General features: G+C 59.8%; 27 protein-coding genes and 3 tRNA genes. 17 read left to right on the top strand and 13 right to left on the bottom strand.

The features are described 5' to 3' along the window. The first annotated feature begins 131 nt into the window (after positions 1–131). The 5 genes from ATU_RS09870 to ATU_RS09850 all read left to right on the top strand — a co-directional run bounded on the left by ATU_RS09870 (position 132) and on the right by ATU_RS09850 (position 3816). Positions 132–1037 carry an AraC family transcriptional regulator gene (locus tag ATU_RS09870; protein WP_010972005.1) on the top strand — a complete coding sequence of 302 codons (906 nt, stop codon included), beginning with the start codon at positions 132–134 and terminating at the stop codon, positions 1035–1037. Positions 1038–1436: 399 nt separating this feature from the next. Then, the gene (locus tag ATU_RS09865) at positions 1437–2090 is read left to right on the top strand and encodes a TetR/AcrR family transcriptional regulator (RefSeq protein WP_006311841.1); all 654 of its coding nucleotides are present in this window, start codon (positions 1437–1439) and stop codon (positions 2088–2090) included. Between the two features lie 47 nt (positions 2091–2137). Next, positions 2138–3157, top strand: a complete 1020-nt coding sequence (ilvC, locus tag ATU_RS09860) for a ketol-acid reductoisomerase (protein ID WP_010972004.1) — start codon at positions 2138–2140, stop codon at positions 3155–3157. Positions 3158–3295: 138 nt separating this feature from the next. Further along, on the top strand, positions 3296–3550 hold the full coding sequence (locus tag ATU_RS09855) for a type II toxin-antitoxin system Phd/YefM family antitoxin (protein ID WP_010972003.1): 255 nt from the start codon (positions 3296–3298) through the stop codon (positions 3548–3550). Next, a complete protein-coding gene (locus ATU_RS09850) occupies positions 3547–3816 on the top strand; it encodes a Txe/YoeB family addiction module toxin (protein WP_010972002.1) in 270 nt (89 codons plus the stop codon). Before ATU_RS09855 ends, ATU_RS09850 begins: the two co-directional genes overlap by 4 nt. 4 nt (positions 3817–3820) lie before the next feature. Here ATU_RS09850 and ATU_RS09845 read toward each other — a convergent pair whose 3' ends face one another. Beyond that, positions 3821–4270 carry an RbsD/FucU family protein gene (locus ATU_RS09845; protein ID WP_010972001.1) on the bottom strand — a complete coding sequence of 150 codons (450 nt, stop codon included), beginning with the start codon at positions 4268–4270 and terminating at the stop codon, positions 3821–3823. A 274-nt stretch (positions 4271–4544) separates the two neighbouring features. Between ATU_RS09845 and ATU_RS09840 the strand changes: the two genes are divergently transcribed. From ATU_RS09840 to ATU_RS09820, 5 genes are all read left to right on the top strand, one after another. Then, positions 4545–5789, top strand: a complete 1245-nt coding sequence (locus tag ATU_RS09840) for an aminotransferase-like domain-containing protein (RefSeq protein ID WP_010972000.1) — start codon at positions 4545–4547, stop codon at positions 5787–5789. Positions 5790–6097: 308 nt separating this feature from the next. Continuing rightward, the gene (locus ATU_RS09835; RefSeq protein WP_010971999.1) at positions 6098–7081 is read left to right on the top strand and encodes an ABC transporter substrate-binding protein; all 984 of its coding nucleotides are present in this window, start codon (positions 6098–6100) and stop codon (positions 7079–7081) included. 9 nt (positions 7082–7090) lie between these two features. Beyond that, entirely contained in the window at positions 7091–8785 is a 1695-nt protein-coding gene (locus tag ATU_RS09830; RefSeq protein ID WP_010971998.1) for an ABC transporter permease, read from the top strand. Beyond that, positions 8773–9801, top strand: coding sequence for an ABC transporter ATP-binding protein (locus ATU_RS09825; protein ID WP_010971997.1), 1029 nt, complete (start codon positions 8773–8775; stop codon positions 9799–9801). Before ATU_RS09830 ends, ATU_RS09825 begins: the two co-directional genes overlap by 13 nt. A 59-nt stretch (positions 9802–9860) precedes the next feature. Further along, positions 9861–10970, top strand: a complete 1110-nt coding sequence (locus ATU_RS09820) for an endonuclease/exonuclease/phosphatase family protein (protein ID WP_035258536.1) — start codon at positions 9861–9863, stop codon at positions 10968–10970. A 31-nt stretch (positions 10971–11001) separates the two neighbouring features. Here the strand turns inward: ATU_RS09820 and ATU_RS09815 are convergent, their stop codons facing one another. Next, complete coding sequence (locus tag ATU_RS09815) at positions 11002–12741, bottom strand: GGDEF domain-containing protein (protein WP_010971995.1); 1740 nt, start codon at positions 12739–12741, stop codon at positions 11002–11004. 215 nt (positions 12742–12956) lie between these two features. Between ATU_RS09815 and ATU_RS09810 the strand changes: the two genes are divergently transcribed. Beyond that, positions 12957–13032 (top strand) — tRNA-Thr (locus ATU_RS09810). 57 nt (positions 13033–13089) lie between these two features. Here ATU_RS09810 and ATU_RS09805 read toward each other — a convergent pair. Continuing rightward, a complete protein-coding gene (locus tag ATU_RS09805) occupies positions 13090–13443 on the bottom strand; it encodes a nuclear transport factor 2 family protein (RefSeq protein WP_010972664.1) in 354 nt (117 codons plus the stop codon). Between the two features lie 384 nt (positions 13444–13827). Here ATU_RS09805 and ATU_RS09800 point away from each other — a divergent pair, with 384 nt between their 5' ends. Further along, positions 13828–14430: a J domain-containing protein gene (locus ATU_RS09800; protein WP_006310627.1), complete on the top strand. Its 603-nt coding sequence runs from the start codon at positions 13828–13830 to the stop codon at positions 14428–14430. A 10-nt stretch (positions 14431–14440) separates the two neighbouring features. On the opposite strand, the gene ATU_RS09795 is transcribed toward ATU_RS09800, so the two are convergent. Together ATU_RS09795 and ATU_RS09790 are read right to left on the bottom strand one after the other, a co-directional pair. After that, positions 14441–15049 (bottom strand): DUF922 domain-containing Zn-dependent protease, encoded by a 609-nt coding sequence (locus tag ATU_RS09795; RefSeq protein WP_010971994.1) that lies wholly within the window; start codon positions 15047–15049, stop codon positions 14441–14443. A 188-nt stretch (positions 15050–15237) separates the two neighbouring features. Then, on the bottom strand, positions 15238–15693 hold the full coding sequence (locus ATU_RS09790) for a PRC-barrel domain-containing protein (protein WP_010971993.1): 456 nt from the start codon (positions 15691–15693) through the stop codon (positions 15238–15240). Between the two features lie 141 nt (positions 15694–15834). On the opposite strand from ATU_RS09790, the gene ATU_RS09785 reads away from it, so the two are divergent. Next, on the top strand, positions 15835–16260 hold the full coding sequence (locus tag ATU_RS09785; protein ID WP_010971992.1) for a DUF1801 domain-containing protein: 426 nt from the start codon (positions 15835–15837) through the stop codon (positions 16258–16260). Between the two features lie 33 nt (positions 16261–16293). Here the strand turns inward: ATU_RS09785 and ATU_RS09780 are convergent, their stop codons facing one another. From ATU_RS09780 to ATU_RS09770, 3 genes are all read right to left on the bottom strand, one after another. Continuing rightward, a complete protein-coding gene (locus tag ATU_RS09780) occupies positions 16294–17262 on the bottom strand; it encodes an alpha/beta hydrolase (RefSeq protein ID WP_010971991.1) in 969 nt (322 codons plus the stop codon). Positions 17263–17340: 78 nt separating this feature from the next. Then, positions 17341–20307, bottom strand: a complete 2967-nt coding sequence (gene uvrB, locus ATU_RS09775) for an excinuclease ABC subunit UvrB (protein ID WP_010971990.1) — start codon at positions 20305–20307, stop codon at positions 17341–17343. Positions 20308–20432: 125 nt separating this feature from the next. After that, positions 20433–20816 carry a winged helix-turn-helix transcriptional regulator gene (locus tag ATU_RS09770; RefSeq protein WP_006316392.1) on the bottom strand — a complete coding sequence of 128 codons (384 nt, stop codon included), beginning with the start codon at positions 20814–20816 and terminating at the stop codon, positions 20433–20435. A 157-nt stretch (positions 20817–20973) separates the two neighbouring features. Here ATU_RS09770 and ATU_RS09765 point away from each other — a divergent pair, with 157 nt between their 5' ends. Next, positions 20974–21585: an NAD(P)-dependent oxidoreductase gene (locus ATU_RS09765; protein ID WP_006316393.1), complete on the top strand. Its 612-nt coding sequence runs from the start codon at positions 20974–20976 to the stop codon at positions 21583–21585. Between the two features lie 11 nt (positions 21586–21596). Then, a complete protein-coding gene (locus tag ATU_RS09760; RefSeq protein ID WP_010971989.1) occupies positions 21597–22073 on the top strand; it encodes a nuclear transport factor 2 family protein in 477 nt (158 codons plus the stop codon). Between the two features lie 71 nt (positions 22074–22144). On the opposite strand, the gene ATU_RS09755 is transcribed toward ATU_RS09760, so the two are convergent. From ATU_RS09755 to rlmB, 5 genes are all read right to left on the bottom strand, one after another. Next, entirely contained in the window at positions 22145–23509 is a 1365-nt protein-coding gene (locus tag ATU_RS09755) for a PepSY-associated TM helix domain-containing protein (RefSeq protein ID WP_010971988.1), read from the bottom strand. 44 nt (positions 23510–23553) lie between these two features. Further along, positions 23554–23958 (bottom strand): DUF2946 family protein, encoded by a 405-nt coding sequence (locus ATU_RS09750; protein ID WP_035258538.1) that lies wholly within the window; start codon positions 23956–23958, stop codon positions 23554–23556. Between the two features lie 69 nt (positions 23959–24027). Next, positions 24028–24621: a hypothetical protein gene (locus ATU_RS09745; RefSeq protein WP_010971986.1), complete on the bottom strand. Its 594-nt coding sequence runs from the start codon at positions 24619–24621 to the stop codon at positions 24028–24030. Positions 24622–24626: 5 nt separating this feature from the next. Beyond that, positions 24627–25019: an acyl-CoA thioesterase gene (locus ATU_RS09740; protein WP_006316399.1), complete on the bottom strand. Its 393-nt coding sequence runs from the start codon at positions 25017–25019 to the stop codon at positions 24627–24629. 76 nt (positions 25020–25095) lie between these two features. Continuing rightward, positions 25096–25983 (bottom strand): 23S rRNA (guanosine(2251)-2'-O)-methyltransferase RlmB, encoded by an 888-nt coding sequence (rlmB, locus tag ATU_RS09735; protein WP_010971985.1) that lies wholly within the window; start codon positions 25981–25983, stop codon positions 25096–25098. 209 nt (positions 25984–26192) lie between these two features. Here rlmB and ATU_RS09730 point away from each other — a divergent pair. Continuing rightward, positions 26193–26277, top strand: a tRNA-Tyr gene (locus ATU_RS09730). A 25-nt stretch (positions 26278–26302) separates the two neighbouring features. Then, positions 26303–26376, top strand: a tRNA-Gly gene (locus tag ATU_RS09725). The last annotated feature ends 43 nt before the right edge of the window (positions 26377–26419 follow it).

Genomic DNA, 26419 nt, shown 5'->3' with positions numbered 1-26419 from the left:
GTTAGAGCGATCCTCCGAGCTTTTTGCACGATCCTGCAAAAAATACACATCGTGCTCTTTGCGGATGGCGGGCGGCTTTCTAGATAAGCAACATCCAATACATCTCTTCTTTCAGTTAAGGGATTTCCCCCATGTCCTTCCCGTTCAATGTCTATCAGGAGATCGCCGCCATCGCCGCGCGGCACGCCACCCATGACGGTGAGGTGCGGACGGCGATCGAATCCCTCGGCATCAGTCGGCGCACGATCCCCAGCGCACCATGCCACGGCAATTACCGCCCCTGTCTCGCTATGGTAATCCAGGGGTCGAAAAGCGTGCAATTGGGCACGGACACCATAAATTACGGCGCGGGTGATTATCTTCTGACATCGCTCGATCTGCCTGTTGCATGGCGGGTGGTGGAGGCGAGCCGGGAGGTGCCGCATTTCTGTATTGCCCTTGCCATCGATAGTGAAAAGCTGCTCGATCTCATGCGCCGCATACCGATCGATCCATCTTCGGAGCCGGCGAATGCGCAGCGCGGCATCGTCGTCAACAGGGCAACACCGGAACTTCTCGATGCGGCCATACGGCTCCTGCGCTTGCTTGATCGTCCAGCCGACATCGCCGCCATGGCGCCGCTGATCGAGCAGGAGATCCTCTATCGCATCCTGACCGGACCGGCCGGCGGGCAATTGATGAACGTCATCGCGGCCGGCAGCCACGGCAACCGCATCGCCCGCGCCATCGCCTGGCTGCGCGAGAATTTCGCGCGCCAGCTCCGGATCGAAGAGCTGGCCGAACAGATCGGCATGAGCGTTTCGTCCTTCCACCATCATTTCAAGACGATCACGGCCATGACGCCGGTGCAGTATCAGAAGCAGCTTCGCCTGCACGAGGCGCGCCGGCTGATGCTGCTGGAGCGGCTGGATGCCGGCACCGCCGGTCATCGCGTCGGTTACCAGAGCCCGTCGCAGTTCAGCCGCGAATATAGCCGGTTTTATGGATTGTCGCCGTCGCGGGATGTTGACGCCTCGCGTGAGATAGCGGCGGGGTAGATGGGGTGTCCATTCACGGCAGATCTGTGGTGCGTGGGGCTTTACCCCCCTCTGCCCTGCCGGGCATCTCCCCCTCAAGGGGGGAGATCGATATGCGGCAAGGTCTCGGCCATCTCGAAGTCCGGGAATGAAGCGGCAAGTGGGCCGATTGCTGATCTCCCCCCTTGAGGGGGAGATGCCCGGCAGGGCAGAGGGGGGTAAAGCCACACCCACCTTTGGTTAGCTGACAAACGCCCAACCTCCTTAAGGCTCCCCCAGGGCTTCCCTTCATACTACAGGGCAAAGCGCCAATTCTCGTCTCCCTCTAAAGAATCCGCTTGACCGCAACGCTGCCTCCGCTTAAATGGCGCTCGAACCGTACCGTACGGTACATCAATCTAGCCCCTGGAGTGGAAAGACTTGGCTTCCGACCCGATCACAACGCAGGAATTTTCGCCGCGCCAGAACGCCGTTCTGGACCAGGCATTGCGTCTATTGGTCGAGGGCGGCGAGAAAGCGCTCACCACATCCGGGCTGGCGCGTGCCGCCAACTGTTCGAAGGAAAGCCTCTACAAATGGTTCGGCGATCGCGACGGCCTGCTGGCGGCGATGATCACCTTCCAGCAGAGCAAGGTTCGCACCTTCGAGAAAGCGGGCGACCGCGTCTCCGCGCCGCAGCTTGCCGATCATCTCGAGGTTTTCGCACATGATCTGCTGGACGTGCTGGCGGGCGATGTATCGCTGGCGCTCAATCGTCTTGCCATCGGGCAGGCGAGCCGCGACGGTTCGAAGCTTGGCGATCTGCTGCTGGAACGCGGCCGTCGCCAGATCGACCGCCGCGCCCGTGGACTGATCGAGGCGGGTCGCCGTTCCGGCTACCTGCGTTTCGATGACGCCGAAGAGGCGTATCGCAGTTTTTACGGCCTCATCGTTTCGGATTTGCATGTGCGCATGCTGCTGGGCGAGGCGCCGGACAAGGATTTTTCCGCCCGGGCCAAGAAGGCGGTCGTCGCCTTTTTGACGCTCTATGGAACGGAAAAGGTGCATTCGGAACTGGGCGGCAAGGTCGCTTAAGGTTCCGGTTAAGACAATAGAGACAAGCATTAGGGAAGGACCATAAAATGCGCGTTTATTATGATCGTGATGCGGATCTCAATCTCATCAAGTCCAAGAATGTCGTCATCGTCGGTTACGGCTCCCAGGGCCGCGCCCATGCGCTGAACCTCAAGGATTCCGGCGCCAAGAACGTCGTCATCGCCCTGAAGGCCGGTTCGCCGACCGTCAAGAAGGCGGAAGCCGACGGCTTCAAGGTGATGACCGTTGCCGAAGCCGCCAAGTGGGGCGACCTCCTGATGATGGCAACGCCTGACGAATTGCAGGCCGACATCTACAAGGCCGATATTGCCGGTAACATCCGCGACGGCGCAGCGATCGCTTTCGCACACGGCCTCAACGTTCACTTCGGCCTCATCGAGCCGAAGGCATCGCTCGACGTTGTCATGATCGCACCGAAGGGCCCCGGCCACACGGTTCGCGGCGAATACCAGAAGGGCGGCGGCGTGCCCTGCCTCGTTGCCGTTCACCACAACGCTTCCGGCAATGCGCTTGAACTCGCTCTCTCCTACGCCTGCGGCGTTGGCGGCGGCCGTTCGGGCATCATCGAAACCAACTTCAAGGAAGAGTGCGAAACCGACCTCTTCGGCGAACAGGTCGTTCTGTGCGGCGGTCTCGTCGAACTGATCCGCGCCGGTTTTGAAACGCTGACCGAAGCCGGTTACGCACCCGAAATGGCATATTTCGAGTGCCTGCACGAAGTGAAGCTGATCGTCGACCTGATCTATGAAGGCGGCATCGCCAACATGAACTACTCGATCTCCAACACGGCCGAGTGGGGCGAATACGTCACCGGTCCGCGCATCATCACCGCCGAAACCAAGGCTGAAATGAAGCGCGTCCTGCACGACATCCAGACCGGCAAGTTCACCTCGGACTGGATGCAGGAATACCGTTCGGGTGCTGCCCGCTTCAAGGGCATCCGTCGCATGAACGACACCCACCAGATCGAAGAAGTCGGTGCAAAGCTGCGCGGCATGATGCCGTGGATCGGCAAGAACAAGCTGGTCGACAAGGCCGTCAACTAAGCTTCATTGCTTGGTGGAAGACATGGAGGCCGGGGCGAAAGCTCCGGCCTTTCTTGTTATCGGTCGCACCGATGTATCTTGACTTTCGGCGTTTGGAGCGTACATAAATCTGTACATATTTGCGGAAGGGCAATTCTCATGGCGAATGTGCGATTTACCGAGTTCAGGCAGAACTTCGCGACCCATTTCGACCGGGTTCTGGAAACCCGCGCGCCATTGCTCGTCACGCGGCAAGGCAAAGAGGCGGTCGTGGTGCTTGCCGAAGGAGAATATGAGAGCATGCAGGAAACGCTGCATCTCCTGTCCAACCCGGCAAATGCCTCAAGGCTTCGCGCGTCCATGGGCGAACTTGAGCGCGGTGACACCATCGAGCGGGATCCGACCGAAGAATGAAGCTCGTCTGGACGCTGAGTTCATGGGACGACTATGAGTTCTGGCAAAGAACCGATGCTCGCATGGTCGAGAAAATAAACGATCTTATCCGAAATGCCAAACGCACGCCCTTTGCAGGGCTTGGGAAACCGGAGCCTCTGAAGGGCGATATGGCAGGATATTGGTCTCGGCGGATTACCGCCGAGCATCGGTTTGTCTACCGTGTATCCGGGTCCGGAAGCGAGCAACGGCTGGAAGTCATTCAGTGCCGCTTCCATTACCAATAACCGCTCACTTTGGCGGGATGACACCCTTGGTCAGCAGAAAGCATCCATAAAACCGCGTCTCGCCTGTGGTGATGACGCAATAGGCCTGCTTGGCCTTTTCGTAGAAAGCAAAACGCTCGATGCCATACATGGGAGCGGACTTTCCCTCGGCCGCGTCGATTTCCTGCTGCACTTCGACCTGGACCGGTTCCAGCTGATCGGGTGCGCCCATCACTTCCATGCGGCCGACCGAAGGCTGCAACGGCGTGTCGAGCGGCAGCACGGACAGGATTGCTTTCATGGCGCGGGCGGCCGAGACATTGTCAATATGCAGCACCTTGCCGACCGTCGTTTGCCGGGCAACCGAATCGGACGGGAAGTTGGTGTCCGATATCACCAGCGTATCGCCGTGACCCATGGCGCGCAGCGCGTGCAGAACATCGGCATTCAGCGCCGGGTCGATATTTTTCAACATGTCTTCGAACTCCCTTCATGGTCATGCCGTCTGCGGCACCGGCGCGCAATCCAGCCGGAAAAGCGTGCGGCGTCAATCGCAAACGGAAGATTGTTAAGCCCTCTCAGAGGGTGTATCTGGCTTTGTCCGGAAAAACGGCCGCGAATGCGGGGCTGTGGCGGACACCGTGCAGGGAGGCAGAAATAATTCGAAAAACTGATAAGTCAGTATTGCTGACATATCGACATTTCTGTAAAGATGCGCGCATAAAAACGACACAAGAGGAAACGTACCCATGCTTGATTGGGAACAAATTTTCGCCACGCGCTCTTCGCGCATGAAAGCGTCTGAAATCCGCGAGCTGCTGAAGCTGCTCGAACAGCCCGATATCATCTCCTTTGCCGGCGGCATTCCGGATCCGGCTCTCTTCCCCGCAGAGGAGTTCCAGCAGGCTTATGCGGAAATTTTTTCCGGCGCGCAGGTCAACGCCGCCCTGCAATATTCTGTCAGCGAGGGTTACAAGCCGCTGCGCGAATGGCTGGCGGGCGAAATGGACAAGATCGGCATCGACTGCACCGCCGATAACGTCTTCATCGTTTCCGGTTCGCAGCAGGGTCTCGATTATCTCGGCAAGCTGTTCCTGTCGCCGAAGGATACGGCGCTGGTGACATGGCCGACCTATCTCGGCGCGCTTTCCGCTTTCAACGCCTATGAGCCGAATTACGACCAGCTTAATCCGGGTGGCAACCGCACGCCTGAAGCTTACCGCGAAACAGCGGCCAAGCTCGGGGGCGCGGTGAAGTTCGCCTATCTTTCGGCTGATTTCTCCAATCCGACCGGCGAAACCGTCGATCTTGCCGGCCGCGAAAAGGTTCTGGCGCTGGCCGACGAGCTTGACATCGCCGTCATCGAAGACGCTGCCTATCAGTCGCTGCGTTACGACGGCGAAGCGGTTCCGCCCATCATGGCGCTCGACATTGCCCGTTCGGGCGGCATCGAGAACACCCGCACCATCTACTGCGGCAGCTTTTCGAAGACGCTCGCCCCCGGCCTCCGCGTCGGGTACATCGTCGCCTCCGCGCCTGTCATCCGCAAGCTGGTGCTGATGAAGCAGGCCGCCGACTTGCATTCCTCCACCATCAACCAGATCGCCATCGAACGCGTCGCCGCGCGCGGTTTCGATAAGCAGGTGGCCAAGATCAAGGCGGCCTACAGCGCACGGCGGGATGCGATGCTCTCCGCGCTCGAGAAGTACATGCCGAAGACCACCAGCTGGACCAAGCCGGAAGGTGGCATGTTCATCTGGGTGACATTGCCTGAGGGCATGGATGGTGCCGCGCTGCTGGCAAAATCCATCGCTACGGAAAAGGTGGCCTTTGTTCCCGGCCGCGCGTTCTTTGCGGATGGTTCGGGTACGAACACGCTGCGCATCAGCTTCTCCTGCGCCAACGAGGCGATGATCGAGGAAGGCATGAAGCGGCTTGGCCGGTTGATTACGACGGCGCAGGCGGAGACGACTGAGGTGCTTGCGGCGATTTGATGTCGGGGGCTTACGGCAGCGACGGAGGTTGCGGCTTACCCCCCTCTGCCCTGCCGGGCATCTCCCCCACAAGGGGGGAGATCGACTCGAGGTGATGTTTTCGTCCATCTCGACGTTTGAAAATGAAGCGGCGGTAGCGCCTCTTGCTGATCTCCCCCCTTGAGGGGGAGATGCCCGGCAGGGCAGAGGGGGGTGGCAACGGTCTCAACCCTCGCCGATAGAAGATAACGTCATCAAAATCCTGCCTGTCACATACATGTTATGCAAGCATGTTTTAGCGGTCCCACCGAACAACAGGGACTGGACCCATGAAAACGCTGCTTTCCGCTTTCACCGCCATCGTATCGCTCGGCTTTATCGCCACCGCCGCCAATGCCGCCGATCTGGTGCTTTATACCAGCCAGCCGAATGAGGACGCGCAGGCGACCGTTGATGGCTTCAAGGCTGCCAATCCCGGTATCGAAGTCGAATGGGTGCGTGACGGAACGCCGAAGATCATGGCCAAGCTGATGGCCGAGATCAATGCCGGCAATCCGGTGGCCGACGTGCTTCTGATCGCTGACACGGTTACCTTGGAGCGCATGAAGCAGGCTGGCCAGCTTCTGGCCCATAAGTCTGCCGAAGCCAAGAATATCGATGCTTCGCTTTATGATGCGGACGGCTTCTATTATTCCACCAAGCTCATCACGACCGGCATCATGTACAACACCGCCGCTGCGATGAAACCGACGAGCTGGAAGGATCTTGCCAAGGCCGAAGCCAAGGGTCTCGTGACCATGCCGAGCCCGCTCACCTCGGGTGCGGCGCTGATCCACGCGCAGACGCTTGCCGCTGCCAACGGACTCGGCTGGGATTATTACAGGCAGTTGAAGGCCAATGAAGCCATTGCCGGCGGCGGCAACGGAGCGGTTCTGAAGTCCGTTGCCTCAGGCGAGAAGGCCTATGGCGTCGTCGTTGATTACATGCCGATCCGCGAAAAGGCCAAGGGCGCTCCGGTCGAATTCGTCTTCCCGGAAGAAGGCGTTTCAGCCGTCACCGAGCCGGTCGCGATCATCAAGGGCACCAAGCACGAGGAAGCGGCCAAGAAGTTCGTTGACTACGTGCTTTCGGAAAAGGGCCAGCAGGGCTTCGTCAAGCTTGGCTATATCCCCGTGCGCGCTGATGCCGGCATGCCGGAAGGTTTCCCTGCCCGCGACAAGATCAAGGTTCTGCCGCTCAGTGCCGCTGACGCGCTGAAGAACTCCGAACAGGACCTCAAGACCTTCTCCGATATCTTCGGCTCCAAGGGCTGATATAGGGGAATGACCCGTTCCAAAGCTTATGGAAGCAGCCAGCCGCGCTGGCTGTTTCCTTTTGTGGTGAGTGTCGTTTTTGCGCTGAGCGCCCTGCCGCTCGGGCGGCTGGCCTATACCGGCATCGTCTCGTCACTGAATGGTGACATATGGCGGCTTCTGGCCGATCCCGCTCTCTGGGATGCGGCGCAGAACACGCTCTCCACCTCGTTTTTCGGCATGCTGATCTCGCTGGCGATTGGCGGCGCCTTCGCGCTTTCGCTGACGCTCTGTGACATTCGTGGCAAGTCGATTTTAAGCTTCCTGTTCATGCTGCCGATGATGATCCCGCCGCAGGTGACAGCGCTGTCGTGGATCGGCATGACCGGCCCGTCGAGCACACTGTTGAAGGCGATCGGTCTTGCGCCGGCGATGGGATCGCCGCAGCCGCTTTATTCCATTGCCGGCATCGCGTTGTTGCTCGGCGTGCAGCACGCGCCGCTCGTTTATCTGTCGCTGCGCGCCGGTCTGCTCGCCTTGCCGCAGGATGGTATCGAGGCTGCCAAGCTTTCAGGCGCTTCGCCGCGGCGCGTGCTGTTCGATATCATCCTGCCGCTTTCCACGCCGGGCCTGATCGCGGGTGCGGCGATTTCTTTCGTGTCCAATGTCGGCAATTTCGGCATTCCGGCAATCCTCGGCATACCTGGCTCGATCTTTACGCTGCCGACGCTGATTTACAGCCGTTTCGCCAGTTTCGGCACCAGCACCTTCGGCGATATCGCCATTCTCTCGACCATGATTGCCATCATCTCGGTCGCCGGGCTTGCGCTGCAGGAACGGGCGATGAAGGGCAGGGACTATCGCATCATCGGGCTTTCCGGCAAGGCGGCAACTTTCGGGCTGGGGCGGTGGCGTGTGCCGGCGGAGCTTGCCCTGTGGCTCGTGCTGCTGTTCATGCTGGTCGCGCCGCTGACGGCACTGGTGGCAAGCTCGCTCGCTCCCGCATACGGCGTGCCGCTCAGCCTCAAGACCGCGACGCTGCATGCCTATGAGGAACTGCTTTACCGGCAGAGCGTCACCCGCACGGCCTTCCGCAATTCACTGTTTCTGGCAACCGCCACGTCGCTTTGCCTGCTGGCGGTGACGGTGCTGACGGCTTACTTTCTGGTGCGCGGCAAGAGCCGTTTCATGTTTCTGCTCTCGGCGCTGGTGGATATTCCCTATGCGCTGCCGGGCGTGGTGATCTCAGTTTCCTTCGTGCTGCTGTTTGCGGCGCCTATTCCGCTGCTGGGCGTGACGCTCTACGGCACGATCTGGATCATTCTGCTCGCCTATTTCTCCTCCTTCTTCGCCGTCAGCCTGAAACCCATGGTCAGTGCCTTCCTGCAATTTGATCCATCGCTGGAAGAAGCGGCGCGGCTCTCCGGTGCCGGTTTCTGGCGGCGGCTGAAGGATATCATTCTGCCGCTGGTCGGGCCGGCGGCTGGCGCTTCCGTCATTCTCGTTTTCCTGATCGCCTGCAACGAGCTGACGGTCTCGGCGCTCCTGTGGTCCGCCGGCACGCAGACGCTCGGCGTCCTCATCTACAATCTCGATGACAGCGGCAGCTTCGATCTTGCCTCCGCACTCTCTGTGCTCGTTGTTATCATGGTCATTATCCTCATGCTGCTGCTCGAAATTCTGGGGCGCTATCTGCCGAAAGGAGTCGTCCCTTGGCGAAACTGATCCTCAATCGCCTGTCAAAAAACTTTGGTGCCGGTTCCAAGCCTGCCGTGGACGACGTGTCGCTGATGGTGCGTGACGGCGGTTTCCTGGCGCTGCTCGGGCCTTCCGGCTGCGGCAAGACGACGGTGCTGCGCATGATCGCCGGTTTCGAACAGCCGAGCGATGGTTCCATCCTGCTCGGCGAGCGGGTGCTGGCCGATGCCGGCAGCATGGTGCCGCCGGAGCGGCGCAACATGGCGATGGTCTTCCAGTCCTATGCGCTGTGGCCACACATGTCGGTGGCCGACAATGCTGGATATCCTCTCAAAGTGCGCGGCATCTCAGGCGAGAAATATCGCGAGAAGGTCCGTCAGGCGCTTGCCGCCGTTCGCCTCGAGAGCTTTGCAGATCGCCGTCCCGCCGAACTCTCCGGTGGCCAGCGACAGCGCGTGGCGCTCGCCCGCTGCCTTGTCACCGAGCCTGACGTGGTGCTGCTCGACGAGCCGCTCGCCAATCTCGACCGGCATCTGCGCCAGGAGATGGAGGAGACGTTTCGCGATTTCCACGCCCGTTCTGGCGCCACGATGATCTATGTCACCCACGATCAGGCCGAGGCCATGGCGCTGGCAACCGATGTCGCCGTCATGTCGCAGGGTAGGCTGTTGCAGGTCGCGGCGCCGGCGGAGCTTTATGCGCGGCCGGAGGGCAGGCTGGTCGGTTCACTGGTGAGGCAGGGTGCTATCCTCCGCCTGCCGGTGCCGGATGGGGCGCCGCGCGATCTCGACTGGGCCGGGCTTCGGGCCGTGATGGAGAGCGGCGCGCCATTACCGCTGGCGGATATTCTCGTGCGACCGCAGGATGTGTTGCGGGATGCGGAGGGTATCGATTGCACCGTTACCTCTGTTCTTTACGAGGGGGAGCGGTATGCCCTTCGTCTCGATCTGCCGGATGGGCAGGCGCTCCGGGCCTATTCACGGGAAGCCGTGGCCATAGGCGACCGGTTGCCGGTTGCAATTCGTGCGGCATGGCGGCTTTAGGCTATTGGCGAGGCAGGGTTTGAGCGGCTAAGCTTTCCGTCCAGCAACAGGAATGAAACATGTCGCTTCGGCTCGCCACCTTCAATATCGAAAACCTTCTCACCCGTTTCGATTTCACCGGCTTCCGCAACCAGACGCGGCGCGACAGGGCGATCCAGCTTTTCGATATCAGGGACGAGGCCACCTATCAGGCGTTGGAAAGCGCGCGCATGGTGTCTTCCACCGATGATACCCGCCAGCTTTCAGCGCTCGCCATTGCGGATGCGGATGCCGATATCCTTTGCCTGCAGGAAGTCGACAACATGGCGGCGTTGCAGGCCTTTGAATATGGTTATCTCTATCGCATGGTCGGCAATGGCTATCTGCAGAAATATCTGGTCGAGGGCAATGACAGCCGCGGCATCGATGTCGCCGTTGTCATGCGCGAAGAGACGCGCGACGGTGACAAGATCGAGGTGGTCGACATCAAGAGCCATGCGGCGCTGACCTATCGCAACCTCGATCTCTTCAATCCCGCACTCGCCGCGACCAACCAGATCGATGACAAGATTTTCAAACGGGATTGCCTGGAAATTGACCTCCGGATCGGCGGCAAGCCGCTGACCCTTTACGTCACGCATTTCAAATCCATGACCAATGCCCGCGATGCGGTGGATGCGCGGATCGCGACCATGCCGATCCGCGAGGCTGAAGCCATGGCGGTTCGCCGCATCATCGAAAACCGCTGGGGGGTGGGCAATACCCGCAACAAGAATTTCGCGATCTGCGGCGATATGAACGACTATCAGGAGCGCGTTGCGATTTCCGGCGACAGGCGCAGCGGCTACAGCTTCACGCCCGTCGAGGAGGAGCGCAGTGCGCTCGATATCTTCACGGCCGATGGCTTCGTGGTCAATCCGATGACGCGCCGCGACGTCATGGATCGCTGGACGCTCTACCATTCGCGCGGGCCGCAGGAGCAGCATCTGTGCCAGCTCGATTATGTCTGGCTTTCCCCGCGCCTGGCGGAAACGAGCGCTACGCACGTTCCTGAAATCATCCGCAACGGGCAGCCTTTCCGCACGGTTTTCCCGCCGGGGCAGGAGGTGGAGCGTTACCCCCGCACCGGCTGGGATCGCCCGAAGGCGTCCGACCATTGCCCTGTCGTGATGACGCTGGACCTGATCTAGGCGCGGCGGAATTTGTGACCGGCGGTGCCGTCTAGCCGTTCGCGACCTTCGGAAAATAGGTTGCCCACACCCGGTTGCGGCCCGCGCGCTTGGCTTCGTAAAGCCGGTCGTCGGCGATGGCGATCAACTCGTCCCAGCTGTTGATTGCGCGCGCCTCCTGCCAGACGACGCCGAAACTTGCCGTCAGTGACAAACCTGTTTGTTCATCGAAGGTCTGAACTTCTATCAGGCGGCGAAGGCGGTCGGCGGTGGCGGTCGCCGTGGCGTGGCTGACATCCTGCAATACGACGACGAATTCCTCGCCGCCGTAGCGGGCCAGAATATCGGTCTTGCGCAAGGCGCCCTTTAAAAGGCTTGCCGTCTTTTGCAGCGCAAGGTCGCCCATGGCGTGGCCATAACGGTCATTGATCGACTTGAAGTGATCGATATCGATGATCATGACGCCGAGGGATTGATAGTCCTCATCGCCGCTCAGAATGGCTCGAACGGACTTTTCCAGCGCGCGGCGATTGAAGACGCCGGTCAGCGCATCGGTTTCGGACAGCGTGCGGAGCTGTTCTGACAGTGCGCGCTGCTGTTCCTCCATTTCTCCCTTCTGCCGAAGCTGCTCGCGCAGGAAATCCAATTCCTGAAACATCTTCGTCACTTCCGGGGCAACGCCGGTCTGGCGCTGAGCCTCGGAAAGATCGCCAGCCGCTATCGCGGAGATTTGCGCCAGAACAGACTGCATGGGCTGGAACAGCGCCGTTTTATAGACTGACGTGAGGCGCAGCAGGACCATAACGGCGATCAAGGCGAGAAAGAGCGAGGCCAGGCCATAGATAAGCGCCTGTTGCTTGTTCTTTTCGATTCTCGCGCGGGTTTCGGCGAGGATAAGGTCACGCAGCTGATCTGACGATCGCATGCCCTGAATGTAGTTTTCGGAAAAATCGCGGATGCTTGGAAGTGCCGAGGGTACGACGATGGCAATCGTATTCTGCGCGTAGCGAAGCGACTGGCCGAAATAATAGGTGTCGAAATCGCGAAACGCGGCGTCAAGACGCGGTGTCGACAGATAGGCGGCGGTGTAGTTCCACAGCGAGGATTTCACCAGCATGACGCTCTGCATCTCGGTGTCGAACTTCGCGCGATAACTTAATCTGTCCTGCCTGTTCGCCTGCAGGCTCATCACCACGTAGGAGCCGAGGCGACCGATCCTGTCGCGCATGACACCGGCGGTGCCGGTCATTGCGATATCGATCGCGACATCTGGTGTTTTCGTGATGATGGCGCGGGCGGCCTTGCCGCGGAGCAGGTTGACGCTATCGGCTGCCGTGAACATCGATTGAATGGCGTTGGCCATGGCGCTGTAACTGCGCGCTTCCGCGGGAAGAGCGGCAACCGCGTCTACGGCCTCTCGCGATTGCGCGAGTTTCTGGCGGGTTTCGGCAAGTGACTTCGCCAGGCGGGGCTGCGCTTTGATTTCTTCGGCGAAGGAGGTCTCCACCTGAGACAACTTGTCGTCTGTCGCCTTGCGCGCGACGGCCAGACGCTCGACCAGGCTTGCATCGGCAGAAGTGGCCGCCATCAGGTTATTGGCCGGGCCGCGCTCGGCCGAGACCAGCCATGCGGATTGCAGCGCGGTTTCAAAGCGGTTCAGTTGCTGTGCGTTCGTTCGATAACGAAGATAGTTGGAAACGCTGGGCAGCGCGGCAAGTGTAGCCAGCAGGATGGCGCTTACGGCAATAACGATTGTGCCTGTCAGCTGGATTTTCTGTATGCTCGCGCGCATCGGGTGCGTTATTCTCGCTGGAATGGTTATGGTCTGTCACCATGTTAGCTTCGCCGCGTAAACACTTCGCTTATTTTATGGGCCTTTTGCTCTAATAGCGATCGGATGGATACGTCGGCGAGATTACGGTGTGGAAAAGAAAGCCGACTGATGAGCCGCAGACAGTTTTTGCTTTACACCAAGTCAGAATCTGATAGTTGGCAAGGCACTGGCTTGCCCTTGTAGCTCAGTTGGTAGAGCACCTGATTTGTAATCAGGGGGTCACGAGTTCGAACCTTGTCGGGGGCACCAGTATTTTCAAAGGCTTAGCCTTTTCTCTTCCCCATTTTCATCTCTGTTTTGATGATCCTATGGCTTTATGTGATAAAGCTTGTGCACGATCGACCAGCTGCCGTCGCGTTCCAGCAGGGACAGATATTCGTAAAAATCCATGCCGTCGAAGCGGGTTGTGAGCTTTACCGAGGCACTGTCACCCTCCTTGTCGATGCCCATGATTTCGAAGGCGGGATCGTGGTCGGGCAGCCCGCGTTCGCTCTTGCGCATCTGGTCGACGAAATCTTCCAGCGACAGCCATTCGATTTCACCTTCGAAGGTGCCGACGATGCTGGCGCGAGGATCGAATACGTCCCGCATCAGGCCCTCATCCGCATAGGCCATGGCATGGACGTAGTCCGTGACGGTCTGGGTAATCGTTTGCGGCATCGGATCGTCCTCCCTTCGGATCCAAAAGCCGAGCTTACACCCGTTGGCGACTTTCCACCATAAGGCCCTGAAAATGCGCCTATATGCTCTTTTGAAAGGTATTCTCACAGGGCAGCGACAAGCAGGGTGCCGGATGGGGTGGCATGTTTTGCCATCGCTTTCCACAATTTTGTCCCGCCCATCATTATAGTCGCCTTCTGTCCGACAAATTTGGGCATCAAGGGCTTTTCCGTCCGGTGCACCCAGAGGCTTTGTGTGGGATTTGCCGGTTTAAAAGCCGGAGCGGGGTGCCGCACGGGGCGGAATTGGCCTATGATCCGGCGGCAGGCCTCAGGAGCGCGGCATCGGGCATGCGGGTAACAGTTTGCGTTTGAAGGTGTTTTTGTGATCGATCCCTATGTTTTGCTTGGCGTGGAGCGCGATGCCGACGAGGCGGCGATCAAGACGGCCTACCGCAAGGTGGCCAAGGCCGCGCATCCCGACAGCGGCGGTGATGGCGAGCAATTTGCGCGCCTGCAAACGGCTTATGAGCTTCTGAAGGATCCGGTGCGCCGCAGGGTGTTCGACGATACGGGTTACGATCCGCAGCTTGCCGACGCCAAGGATCTCAAGGGCCTGCTGATGCTGGAAACGCTGGTCAATGAATTCATCCTGGATGAGCGCGAGCCCGGCAGTTTCGATCCCGTGGCGGCCATGCGCCGCAAGCTGACGGACGATATTCTGAAAAGCCGTTTCCATATTCTCGAGCTGGAACGGCACCGCACGCGCGTGCGCAAACACATGGACCGCCTGGGCCGCAAGCCGGAGACTGATGTGCTGAGTTCCATGCTGCGTGCCCGCAGCCAGTCCATCGCCGAAGCTATTCGCAACGCCGAAACCCAGATCGAGGCGATCGAGCAGGCCTATACGATGCTGGAGGGTTATTCCTACGAGCTGGAGACCGTGACGCTAGCCGAACCTCTCTTGAAAGGCGAAGCGGCGGAATAAGTCCGGCCGCTCAGGGGCCGTTTGCCAGCGTGAGGATGAGCTGGTGCACCCGCCCGCCCGGCGAGAGCTCGTCACGGTCGAAATCGCGGCCGCGCTGGCGCTGCTCATTGGAAAGCTCACCCAGACGCTGCTGCAGAACCACACGCACCTTCTGGCATTTGGGATCGTTCTCCGCCCTCAGCCCGGTGCTGAAGGCTTCGATCTTCTTCACCATATCGAGAATATGCTCGCCATGGACGCGCTCATGGGTTTCCACGCCGGAGATGAAGGTCTTCCAGCTGGCGGCGACGGCGGGCGGCAGATTGGACGGCGCTTTTGGCCAGGTGTAGATGATGGTGAGATTGGGCCTCGCCGTGACCAGCACGCAGGCACCATCCGGCTGCGGACGATAGTCCCGCCGCCATGTCAGCTTGAAGGTGGTGTGGGCAATTGCCTGCACACCTGCCGTCGGGCCGCGTTCACCGATGGACTGGTAAAGCCCGCCGCCGGTATTGCCGCTGATGGCATAGGTTTTGATCTGTTCGGCGGGTTTCCAGCCAGCGGACTGGGCTGGCAGCGGAACGGCGCTCAGCAACAGGGCGGCGCTGACGGAAAGGGAAAAGAGACTATGGGCGGGCACGCATCGATCCTTGGTGATTTGCGCGCCGAAGATAGGCGAGGGCCGGGCTCCTAGGCAAGTGTCTGTCAGGCAAGGGTCTATCAGGCAAGGGTCTGCCGGGCGAGGATAGCCGGTTGCTGCGCGGAATGATCATACGAAAACCCCCGCGCCTCGGCGCGGGGGAAACAAGTGAACAACCGCAGGGGTAATCAGTCGTCCAGCTTGTCGTAGTCGAGCTTGGGGGCGTTCTGCAGAGCGTCCTTGGTGGTGTCGACATAGGCCTTCCAGGTGCCGTTGTCGTTGTGAACCGCGACGGATGCCGGGTCGAGCACCACATAGCTCTTGTCGATGCCGAGGAAGCCGCCAACGCTGGCGACGAGGCCGATCACCGACTTGCCGTCGCCAATCACCACATCCTCGATCTCGCCGATGTTTTCATTCTGGGCGTTATAGATGTCCATGCCGTCAAGCTGGGAGGCGGTGAGATCGGTCTTCTGGACGTTGACGAATTTCAGCGGGCCGCTGGCCTTGGTGCCCATGGTGATGCCGGGGCCGGACAATGTGGCATCCGCGCCGGCAGCAGGGGCCGTGGTTGCCGTCTGGGCAAAGGCCACGGAAGAGGTAAGCGCTGCTGCGGCAGCGAGAGCGATGACATTGATTTTCATGATGTTTCTTCCCTTTGTATGCTGAACATTGCGTTCGGGGAGAAAACGGGGGGAGGCGGATTTGGTTCCGCATGGGAGGGGAGGAAAATTTGGTCTATATTGAAAGTTGAGACAGAGCCACGGCGAAATCGGGAGGACATCATGGCAAAAACGGTTACGGAAAAAGATGCGGAGGAGACCGCAGCATCTGAGGTCATCGACCGTAAAATCGCGGAGCTGGACGATTGGCGCGGTGATATGCTCGCACGCATCCGCGCGGTGATCCTGAAAGCCGATCCCGAGGTGATTGAAGAGGTGAAATGGCGCGGCGTGCCGGTCTGGTCGCATGCCGGTATCCTCTGCACGGGTGAAACCTATAAGAGCGCTGTGAAGATGACATTTGCGAAGGGCGCTTCGCTTGATGACCCGGTGGGCCTGTTCAATTCCAGCCTGGAAGGCAATACGCGGCGGGCGATTGATTTTCACGAGGGGGATGTCGTGAATGAGGAGGCGCTGGCGGTGCTGATACGGGCTGCGGCGGCGTTGAACCTTGCGGGAAAGAGCGGAAAGAAGCGAATCGGAAAATGACGGTGTGTCGGGTTTGAGAGGGCGGGTCGCGCCTCAATCACCGGCGGCGTCCGCTGCCCTGTCCCATTCCCCATCGATGAACTTCAACGCATCGATGATCGACACCTTCCATACCGACCAGACATGATCACCATCGGTCACCCGCAACTCGGATTTGCGCTTGTCGGCCTGCAACGTCTCATGCAAGGCGATGGCGCCGCGCCAGAGGAAGAAGCCGTCATCGTCGCCGACGGTCAGGTAAGTGGCAGGCAAATCCTCGCTTTCGGCAACGTGCTGGGCGACGAGGGTAAAGACGTTCTTTTCATTAAAGAGCCTGGCATCGAATGGCGTGCCGAAAGCGCCGGAAAAATGATCGCCGGTTGAAGGCAGCACGATACCGCTGGTGACGGTGGTGCGGTCGACCCGGTGGAAAAAGGCGCTGTCTTGGATGAGCTTGAGTTCGGCGGGCGTCCTGTCGAGATCGGAGGCGGGAACGTTCTGCCAGATGGCACCGGACAGGCTGGCCACGGCGCCATAGAGATCCTCATGGCCATAGGCCAGATGCAATGCGCCGAAACCGCCCATGGAGAGGCCGGCGATGGCACGGCCTTGACGATCCTTGCGCACCGGCAGGGTTTTTTCGATCTGGTGGCGCAGGTCGCCGGTCAAGGCGGTTTCGTAATCGCCGGGGCCGCCGACAGCGGCGGAATCCACGTACCAACTGTTCTTGACACCGGGCATGACGACAACCAGCGGCCGGATGGCGCCGGCTGCGATGAGCGTATCGAGCGTCTTTTCGATATTGCCGAGATCGCGCCAGCTGTTCTGGTCTCCATCATGGCCGTGCAGGAGATAAAGCACCGGCCAGCCGTTTTCGGGCGGTGCGCCATCCGGGCGGTAGATGTTGACGGGAAGCGGCGCGTTCAGGGCTGGGCTGTGGAAGGTAGTGTCTTCGATCTGCCCGGCAAGCGCTGCGTTGCAGGATAGGAAGAGGCACAGGGCCGCCAGATTTTTTCGAACCATGCCGTGTTTCCCTGTTGGCCATTTTATAAATGCAAGCGACGGTCGCAGCGATGGTGAGTTGGGGCCGGAGCCAGTGGCTTATCGCCCCGGCCGCCCGGTCTTGCCCTTCGTCCGGCTTTTGCGCTTCTGCTCCCCGGCATCCTCGTAGGAACCCGCACCGATCTTGCCGCGGACCAGCGGTCTCGGATCATCGGCGGCACGCTCGGGCTGGCCTTCCAGTAGCGGTGAGAACCGTTTGCCGGCTTCTGTTCCGGGCTTGTCGGGCACCGCGCCGCGCACGGGCTTTTCGGTTCTTCCCACCGTCATTTCGTCCAGCGAGTTTCTGCGGAACAGCGGCTTTCCGGCGTCCGAGCCGGGGCCCATTTCGTCCAGAGAGGGTTTGGCGAAGAGGGAGTTGCTGCTTTCGTTCGGGGCGTTACCCCCCTCTGTCCTGCCGGACATCTCCCCCTCAAGGGGGGAGACCGACTCGTTGCGGCGTTTGCTGCTTTTTCCACTGCCTTCAATAGCGCGAGCTTCTTCCTTGGCCATGGGGTCGTCCATGGTGGCGAGTTCGGCGGCCTTGAGGCGTTTGATCTCGTCGCGGAGGCGGGCGGCTTTTTCGAAGTCGAGGTCGGCGGCGGCGTCGCGCATGGATTTTTCCAGCGCGTTGAGATGAGCCTGTAGATTGTTGCCGACCAGATGGCCGCCATCGGCGAAGCCCTTGCCGGAAACGCCAGAAATATCGGCCCTTACATGGTCGCGCTCATAAACAGAATCAAGAATATCGGAAATCTTCGCCTTGACCGATTCCGGCGTGATGCCGTGTTCGGCGTTGTAGGCCATCTGCTTCTCGCGGCGACGGGAGGTTTCCTCCATCGCCCGCTTCATCGAGCCGGTGATATTGTCGGCATAAAGGATGACCTTGCCGTCGACATTACGGGCGGCGCGGCCGATCGTCTGGATCAGCGAAGTTTCCGAACGCAAGAAGCCTTCCTTGTCGGCATCGAGGATGGCGACGAAACCGCATTCGGGTATATCGAGGCCTTCGCGCAGAAGGTTGATGCCGACAAGCACGTCGAAGGCGCCAAGGCGCAGATCGCGGATGATCTCGATGCGTTCCAGCGTGTCGATATCCGAGTGCATATAACGGACGCGAACGCCCTGTTCATGCAGATATTCAGTCAGGTCCTCTGCCATGCGCTTGGTCAGCACGGTGCAGAGCGTGCGATAACCCTTGGCGGCGGTTTCGCGGATTTCGCCGAGAACATCGTCCACCTGGCTGCGGGCGGAGCGTACCTCCACCGGCGGATCGATGAGGCCGGTCGGACGGATGACCTGTTCGGCGAAGACACCGCCGGATTGTTCCATTTCCCACGATCCGGGGGTGGCCGAAACCGCGACGGTCAGCGGCCGCATCGCATCCCATTCCTCGAAGCGCAGCGGACGGTTGTCCATGCAGGAAGGCAGGCGGAAGCCGTATTCGGCCAGCGTCGCCTTGCGCCTGAAGTCGCCGCGATACATGCCGCCGATCTGGCTGACCGAAACGTGGCTTTCGTCGATGAAGAGGAGGGCGTTGTCAGGGATATATTCGAACAATGTCGGCGGCGGTTCGCCGGGATTGCGGCCGGTGAGATAACGCGAATAGTTCTCAATGCCGGCGCAGGAGCCGGTGGCCTCCAGCATCTCGATATCGTAGCGGGTGCGCTGCTCCAGCCTTTGAGCTTCCAGCAGGCGTCCGGCCTTTTCCAGCTCGGCGAGACGAACTTTCAGCTCTTCCTTGATCGACTTGATCGCACCGTTCAATGTCGGGCGCGGCGTGACATAGTGCGAATTGGCGTAGATCTTGACGGATTGCAGGTCGCCGGTCTTCTGGCCGGTCAGCGGGTCGAATTCGGTTATCGAATCGATCTCGTCGCCGAACATCGAGATGCGCCAGGCGGCATCCTCAAGGTGGGCGGGGAAGATTTCGATGGTATCGCCGCGCACGCGGAACGAACCGCGCTGGAAATCCATGTCGCGGCGTTTGTATTGCTGGGCCACGAGGTCGGCGAGAAGCTGGCGCTGGTCCAGCCGGTCGCCCACCTGCATCTGGAAGGTCATGGCGGTGTAGGTTTCTACCGAGCCGATACCATAGATGCACGAGACCGAGGCGACGATGATGCAGTCGTCGCGTTCCAGCAGCGAGCGGGTGGCGGAGTGGCGCATCCGGTCGATCTGCTCGTTGATCGAGGATTCCTTTTCGATGAAGGTGTCGGAGCGCGGCACATAGGCTTCCGGCTGGTAATAATCGTAATAGGAGACGAAATATTCCACCGCATTGTCGGGGAAGAAGTTTTTGAATTCGGAATAAAGCTGCGCCGCCAGCGTCTTATTCGGCGCAAGGATGACGGCCGGGCGCTGCGTCGCCTCGATCACCTTGGCCATGGTGAAGGTCTTGCCCGAACCGGTGACGCCGAGCAGCACCTGGCTGCGCTCGCCGGAATTGATGCCTTCCACGAGATCGGCAATCGCCGTCGGCTGGTCGCCGGCTGGCTGGTACTCCGAGTCCATGCGGATGGTAACGCCGCCTTCGGATTTCGGCGGACGGGCCGGCCGGTGCGGCGTCCACATCTTGCCGTCCTTGAACAGCGGATTGCCGCTCTCGATCAGTGCCGATAGCGCCTCGACGGTGGCGGTGACGGCACCCGGTGCGAGGTTGGCCGCCTCCTCCAGAGAGACGTCCATGCCAGCTACCGGATTGAGACCGGCGGCGGCGCGGGTTTTCGGATCGCTCGACGCGCCTATGGAAACGCCCCGCGCTGTCTTGGAAGCCGTAGTGTTTTTAGCCGTCTTGTTGGCCGCTTTTTCCGCTTCCTTGCGGGCCTCGATCTCGATCTTCTTGCGGTGCTTGCCGGCTTTCGAGGCGATTTCGCGCTGGGTTTCCACCGAGCCCGCCTCGGCTTCTGCCTCGAGCTGCTTCACCCAGTCGGCAACGCTGCCGCCCAGCGGCGCGCCTTCGAATGACGATTGCGGGGCTTCCTCGAAGCCCTGACGCGAGGAGGGGGGATTTTTCGGTGATCTGGCCATGCGCGAAATATGGAGGGAGTCACGCGCAAAGAAAAGGGGAGGCGGTGAAAAAATGAGTACAAAAAGGAAACGAAGCGGCGGAACGAAATTCGGATGGATGCGTTGCGGGCGGCTGGAGACGTGCCTCAGCCGCGATTGTCGTTTTCCGAATATTTCACGCGCGCCTTGCAGATGCGGACATGGTTCTCATCGGCCCATTGCACCAGCAATTGCATCGGCACCAGAAAAGAACGACCGAGATTGGTCAGCTCATATTCCACGCGAGGCGGCACCTCGGCATAAAGCGTGCGACGAATGAAGCCGTCCTCTTCCAGCCGTTTCAGCGTGCGCGACAGCATCTGCTTGGAAATATCGTCGATCCTGCGGTTCAGCTCGTTGAAGCGCAGAACTCCGCCCTGAAGGGCTTCGAGAACCAGCAGGCTCCATTGATCGCCGATGCGGTCCAGCACGTCGCGGATGGGGCAGGGCTGCTCGAAAGTGAAGATTTCCTTGGTCTGTATATCCGGCATTGTCCTTACCCCTTGCCCGATTTTAGCGCCTTCAAGGTCATCGCCATGTGACCAGATCACCGGCGGCTGACTTCTTGCGGCCAGCCTCGCGATACCATAGCTTTGCTTTACGGTCTATTATTTAGACTAATGACGATAACAGCAGAGGAAACAAGCCATGGCTAAAATCGCACTCATCGGCGCTTCCGGCAATGCCGGATCCCGTATCCTGAAGGAACTTTCCGATCGCGGACACCAGGTCACGGCGATCGCCCGCAACCCCGAAAAGATCGCCGCACTGCCAAATGTGGTAGCAAAGAAGGGCGATGTTTTCGATCAGGCGGCGCTTTCGGAGCTGCTGAAGGGTCACGATGCCGTGATCAGTTCGGTACACTTTACCGCTAGCGATCCTGCAACGCTGATTGAGGCTGTGCGCGCTTCCGGCGTTCAGCGTTATCTCGTGGTCGGCGGCGCCGGCAGCCTTGAAATCGCACCTGGCCAGCGGGTGGTCGACCTGCCGGATTTCCCCGCCGCCTACAAGGCCGAAGCAACGAAGGGTGCGGAATTCCTCGACAAGCTGAAACAGGAAAAGCAGCTCGACTGGACCTTCTTGTCGCCCTCAGCCGAATTCGTGCCTGGCGAAAGAACCGGGAAATTCCGGATCGGCAAGGACAATCTTCTCAGCAACGAGCAGGGCAGCCGTATTTCTTTCGAGGATTACGCCATCGCGCTTGCCGATGAAATCGAGAAGCCGCAACATTCCCGCCAGCGTTTCACCGTCGGTTATTGAGAGGTATCCCCATGAATTTCGTGACACGCCGTCTCGCCATTGCTGCTCTTGCCCTCGCGCCCGCGCTGTTGGCCGCCCCCGTTCTGGCGGAAACCGCCAAGCGCGATCTGGCCCAGGAAGAAACCAACCGCAAGCTGGTGATCGATTTTTACGACACCGTCTTCAACAAGCACGAGGTGGCGAAGGGCGCAGCCGTCATCGTCGACAGCTACAAGCAGCACAATCCGATGGTGCCTGACGGCAAGAAGCCGTTCGTCGATTATTTCACCGGCTTCTTCAAGGAAAACCCGCAGGCAAAATCCCGGATCGTGCGCAGCGCTACGGATGGCGATCTGGTTTACCTGCATATCCATTCCACGGATAAAGAGGGTGCTCGCGGAGCCGCCATCGTCGATATCTTCAGGGTGACCGACGGCAAGATCACCGAACATTGGGACGTCATCCAGCCGGTGCCGGAAAAGGCTGCAAACAACAATACGATGTTCTAAGGCAGGCTTCTGCTAAAATGTCAGGAATTCAGAAGCACACGGCCGGGATATACTCTCCCGGCCGTATTTTTTCAGGCTGCGCGTTGCTTCTGGCGGGACTGTACGATCTGATCCAGAACAAGCATGATCAGTAGGCTTGCGCCAACCAGGGGGAACAGGATGCCGCCGATGGCAAGCATGGCGAGCAGGCCGCGCAGGACGCGTTTATCCTGCGGCAAGGGTGGCACGCCGAGCGAACCTCTGGGGCGTCGTTTCCACCACATGATGCCGGCGGAAACGGCAAGCAGGACGATGCCGAAACACGCTGCCAGCAGTACGATCTGGTTGGCGAGGCCGAATTGCTGGCCCATATGGACATTTATCCCCCATTCCAGCGCCTTTCCAAGCGGACCGTAATCGGCATAGCGCATGTCGATCAGCGGCTCGCCGCTATATTGATCGAGATGGACGACACGCTGCTTTGAAAGGTCGTCGGGATAGACCGAGCCGCTATAGACGCCGGTGGGTTTGGTCGGCAGCGCGACGGCATAACCAGCAGCAAGACCAAGTCCGTCGAAACGTGCTATGGCCGCATTTATTCCGATTGGTTGCCCGGTGGCGGATGCGGTGGATTCCGGGACCTTCGCCTGTTCCAGCGACCAGCTGTTCTTGGCTATGTGATCGAGATGTTCGCCGGACATGGGAACATCCGTACGCACGCCGGCCGGATATCCGAAATTGCTGCCATTTGCCCATTCATTGACCTTCGCGCCCCAGACGCCCGACCAGGGCATGCCGGTGACCGCAAGGAAGACGATGAAAAAGCCGACGAAAATGCCGGTGACGGCATGGGTATCGCGCCAGAACACGCGCTTCTTCGGCGTGCCGCGCACGGTGACGACACCGCCCGTCTGCTTGCGCGGCCACCAGAGATAGATGCCGGTCGCAACGAGAAGGATTGACCAGCCCGCGGCGATCTCGATCAGATAACGGGCATAGGTGCCGAAATATTTCAGGCTGTGGAGATAACGGATCGTCCACATGATAGTGCCGCGATCGGGCAGCGAACCGGCAACCTCAGCCGTATAGGGATTGACGTAAACCGCCCGCTTGCCGTCCTCCGTATCGACGGTGATTTCCGTGGATGCACCCGGATCGGCTGATGTCGTATATTTGACGGCGGTACCGGGCACGGCTGCCAGCGCCGCGGCGATGATTTCGGAAGGAAGCGCTTTCGGTGCGTTCTGCACCACCTCCACCCGCTTCAGATCGGAATGGATGAGATTGTCGAATTCATCCCGGAAGAGATAAAGCGCGCCGGTGACGGCGAGCGATATCATGAAGGGCAGGACGAGCAGACCGGCGTAAAAATGCCAGCGCCACACGGCGCGGTAAAGATTGATGGATGACGACTGCGCAGGTGCGCGCTCGCCCTCGAAAGAGGTCGTGACGGACATGAATGTCTCCGCAAAAGATTGGATTCCGGCGGGCCGGGGAGGTCTCAAGCGTGCGGAGAGGTGGGTGGTGCGCGTGGACGCGATTCCAGATTGGGTGGCGAAGGCGGCAATGCGGCGTCGAAGTTCACAAAGGCGACTTCGCCGATCGCAATGATCCGGTCCGCGCGTTCGACGGGTGTGACCGGAAGAGTAGCGATCGTGGCCGATGCCAGTCGGCAGAGCGTGCCGCAGCAGTCGCCGGCGATCTTGCCGGCCGGATTCTGCTTGCCCGCGCTGCCATCAGGCATGTGGCTGGAGCAGATGATTTCATCCGCCGCCAGCGCGGCCATTGCCATGTTGCCGGTGGTCAGGCCATTGGCGAGACCCTGCAACAGGAAAAGCAGAATCGCCAGCGTGGCGATGGCGCCCGCCGAACTCCTGTCCTGCATGATCCTGCGAATGAATCCCATGCAATCGCAATGTCATATTCGCGGCGAAATGTCACCGCGACACAATGACGATACATGGTGGGTCGTTCTTCAGGCCAGCAGGTCGTAGGTGCGGAAAATCCACGCGATCTGGTAGACCAGCGCGAAAATCACGAGAAACCGGTGAAAGCGGCGATTGTCGATGAAGGCGGCCGCTGTGAACAGGACAACGTAAATAGCAGTGCGGATGAGATATTCTGGCCCGAGCGAGGCGAGGTAGTCATGTCCCTTCAGCAGTGTGTCGCCGACGTCAGTGACGAAAAGTGCGGCGAGAAACGCAAAGAACCAGCTTTTGCGGGAAAAGAAATAGTCCTCGTATCCCTTGTATTCCTTCATGTCAGTGGGAAACAGCAGCACGCAGAGGAAATAGAACAGCGAGCAGAATAGGATGAGGAAAAGGAAGGCGCCGAAATCCAGCACATGACCGGTGGCGGAAAGCCGGTGCTCCCACCACCAGAAATGCACCAGCATCAGAAACAAGAACGCCACCCAGCCGATATGCAGAAGATAGATGCGCTCCTTCTTCGGATGCTGCACGAAACCGGCAAGGCCGGTCAGCAGGCGCGCAAGGCTGAGGCCGACCACCATGCCCATGACCGCACGGATATGCGAATAGGCTTCTGCGGCATTGACGGCGGCCTCCATCGTGTTCACTCCGCCGCAGGAATGGGCGTAGGCTGCCCGTTTTCGTCCATCGCCACCATGATGAAGGTACCGGCGGTGACCTTTTCCAGCTTGTCGTAACGCGACCGCTGCGCCCAGGCTTCGACCGTCAGCGTGATCGAGGTGCGGCCGAGACGGGCGATATCTGTATAGATCGACAGCGTGTCGCCGATCTTCACCGGCAGTTCGAAGGCCATTTCCTTGACCGCCGCCGTGACGACGCGACAGCGTGAGCGTTCCGCAGCGCGGATGCCGCTTGCCAAGTCCATCTGGGACATGACCCAGCCACCGAAAATATCACCGGCCGGATTGGCGTCGGCCGGCATGGCGAGTGTCCTGAGCGTCAGCTCGCCGGTCGGTTTGATGGGCAGGTCGGTCATGTCGGGATTTGCTCCTTGCGAACGTTAAAGACGCAGCATGCGTTGCGCTTTGTTATTTCGCAAGGAAGGGCAAGCGTCAGGACGACGCTTTGCCCAGAAATTGCTGCGTTGCATAAAGGGCGATGGCCGCCGCATTCGATACGTTGAGCGATTTGATCTCGCCCGGCATGTCGAGACGGGCGAGCGCCGAAACGGTTTCGCGGGTCTTCTGGCGCAGGCCCTTGCCTTCCGCGCCTAGCACCAGGGCAATCTTTGCACCGGTGAAGGTTTGCTCGATGGGAGCGGGGCCTTCCGAATCCAGACCGACCGAGAAGAAGCCGAGCTTGTGCAGCTCGCCCAATGTGTCGGCGAGGTTGGTAATCTGGATATAGGGAATGAGTTCCAGTGCACCGGACGCGGATTTCGCCAGCACGCCTGACTCCGTCGGGCTATGGCGGATGGTGGTGATGACGGCGCCGGCGTTGAACGCGACCGCCGAGCGCATGATGGCGCCGACATTGTGCGGATCGGTCACCTGATCGAGCACGAGGATCAGCGGGCTTTTCTTCAAGGCGTCGAGCTTCTTGACCGGAAGCGGCCTGGTCTCCAGCATCACGCCCTGATGGATCGCCTCGGGGCCGAGCACCTTGTCGATCTCCTGCGGCGAGACGATTTCGACAGGGAACGGCTGTGCATCCGCCTCGCCGATATCCAGACGCGCAAAGGCATTGAGTGTCACCGACAGCTTGATGAGCTGCCGTTGGGGATTGGAAAGCGCCGCGCGCACGGTATGCAGGCCGTAAAGATGGACCTGATCCGGCGCAAGCTGCGGCGGCTTCCAGTCGTCCGCGCCACGATTTCGGCGCTTCGGCTGCTGCGGGGTCGGAATTTCGCCGCGCTCGCGTTTGGCATCGCGTACGGCACGGCGCAGTGTGGCGTAGTGCGTATCGCGGGTGGATTTGTCGTTTGGATCGTCTTTGCTCATGGCGCCTTATATCTCTGCGACGCGACGCACACCAGCCCCCGCGATAATCCACAGGGCTGCAAAGCGGATTGAATTTTTTCCCGAAAATTCGTGAAACGGCGTGTTGACAGAAACGAACGAGGCCGTCATATACGCGCCACAGACGACGCAACGGCGCTTCGCCGCAGCGAAATCTGTAGAGCTTGGTCGCTCGATCCTAGCAGAAAGCTGGAGGGATGCCCGAGTGGTTAAAGGGGACGGACTGTAAATCCGTTGGCTACGCCTACGTTGGTTCAAATCCAACTCCCTCCACCATTCTGCACGGATCGAAATCACCACCGCGGGTATAGCTCAATGGTAGAGCAGCAGCCTTCCAAGCTGAATACGCGGGTTCGATTCCCGCTACCCGCTCCAGCGATCTTTTCAAAAAAATCAATCATGTTCGTCAAACGCTGGT

The organism is Agrobacterium fabrum str. C58 (assembly GCF_000092025.1).
Taxonomy (GTDB): domain Bacteria; phylum Pseudomonadota; class Alphaproteobacteria; order Rhizobiales; family Rhizobiaceae; genus Agrobacterium; species Agrobacterium fabrum.
The sequence above is the reverse complement of the archived record's forward strand: the minus strand, read 5'-3'. Positions and strand labels throughout refer to the sequence as shown.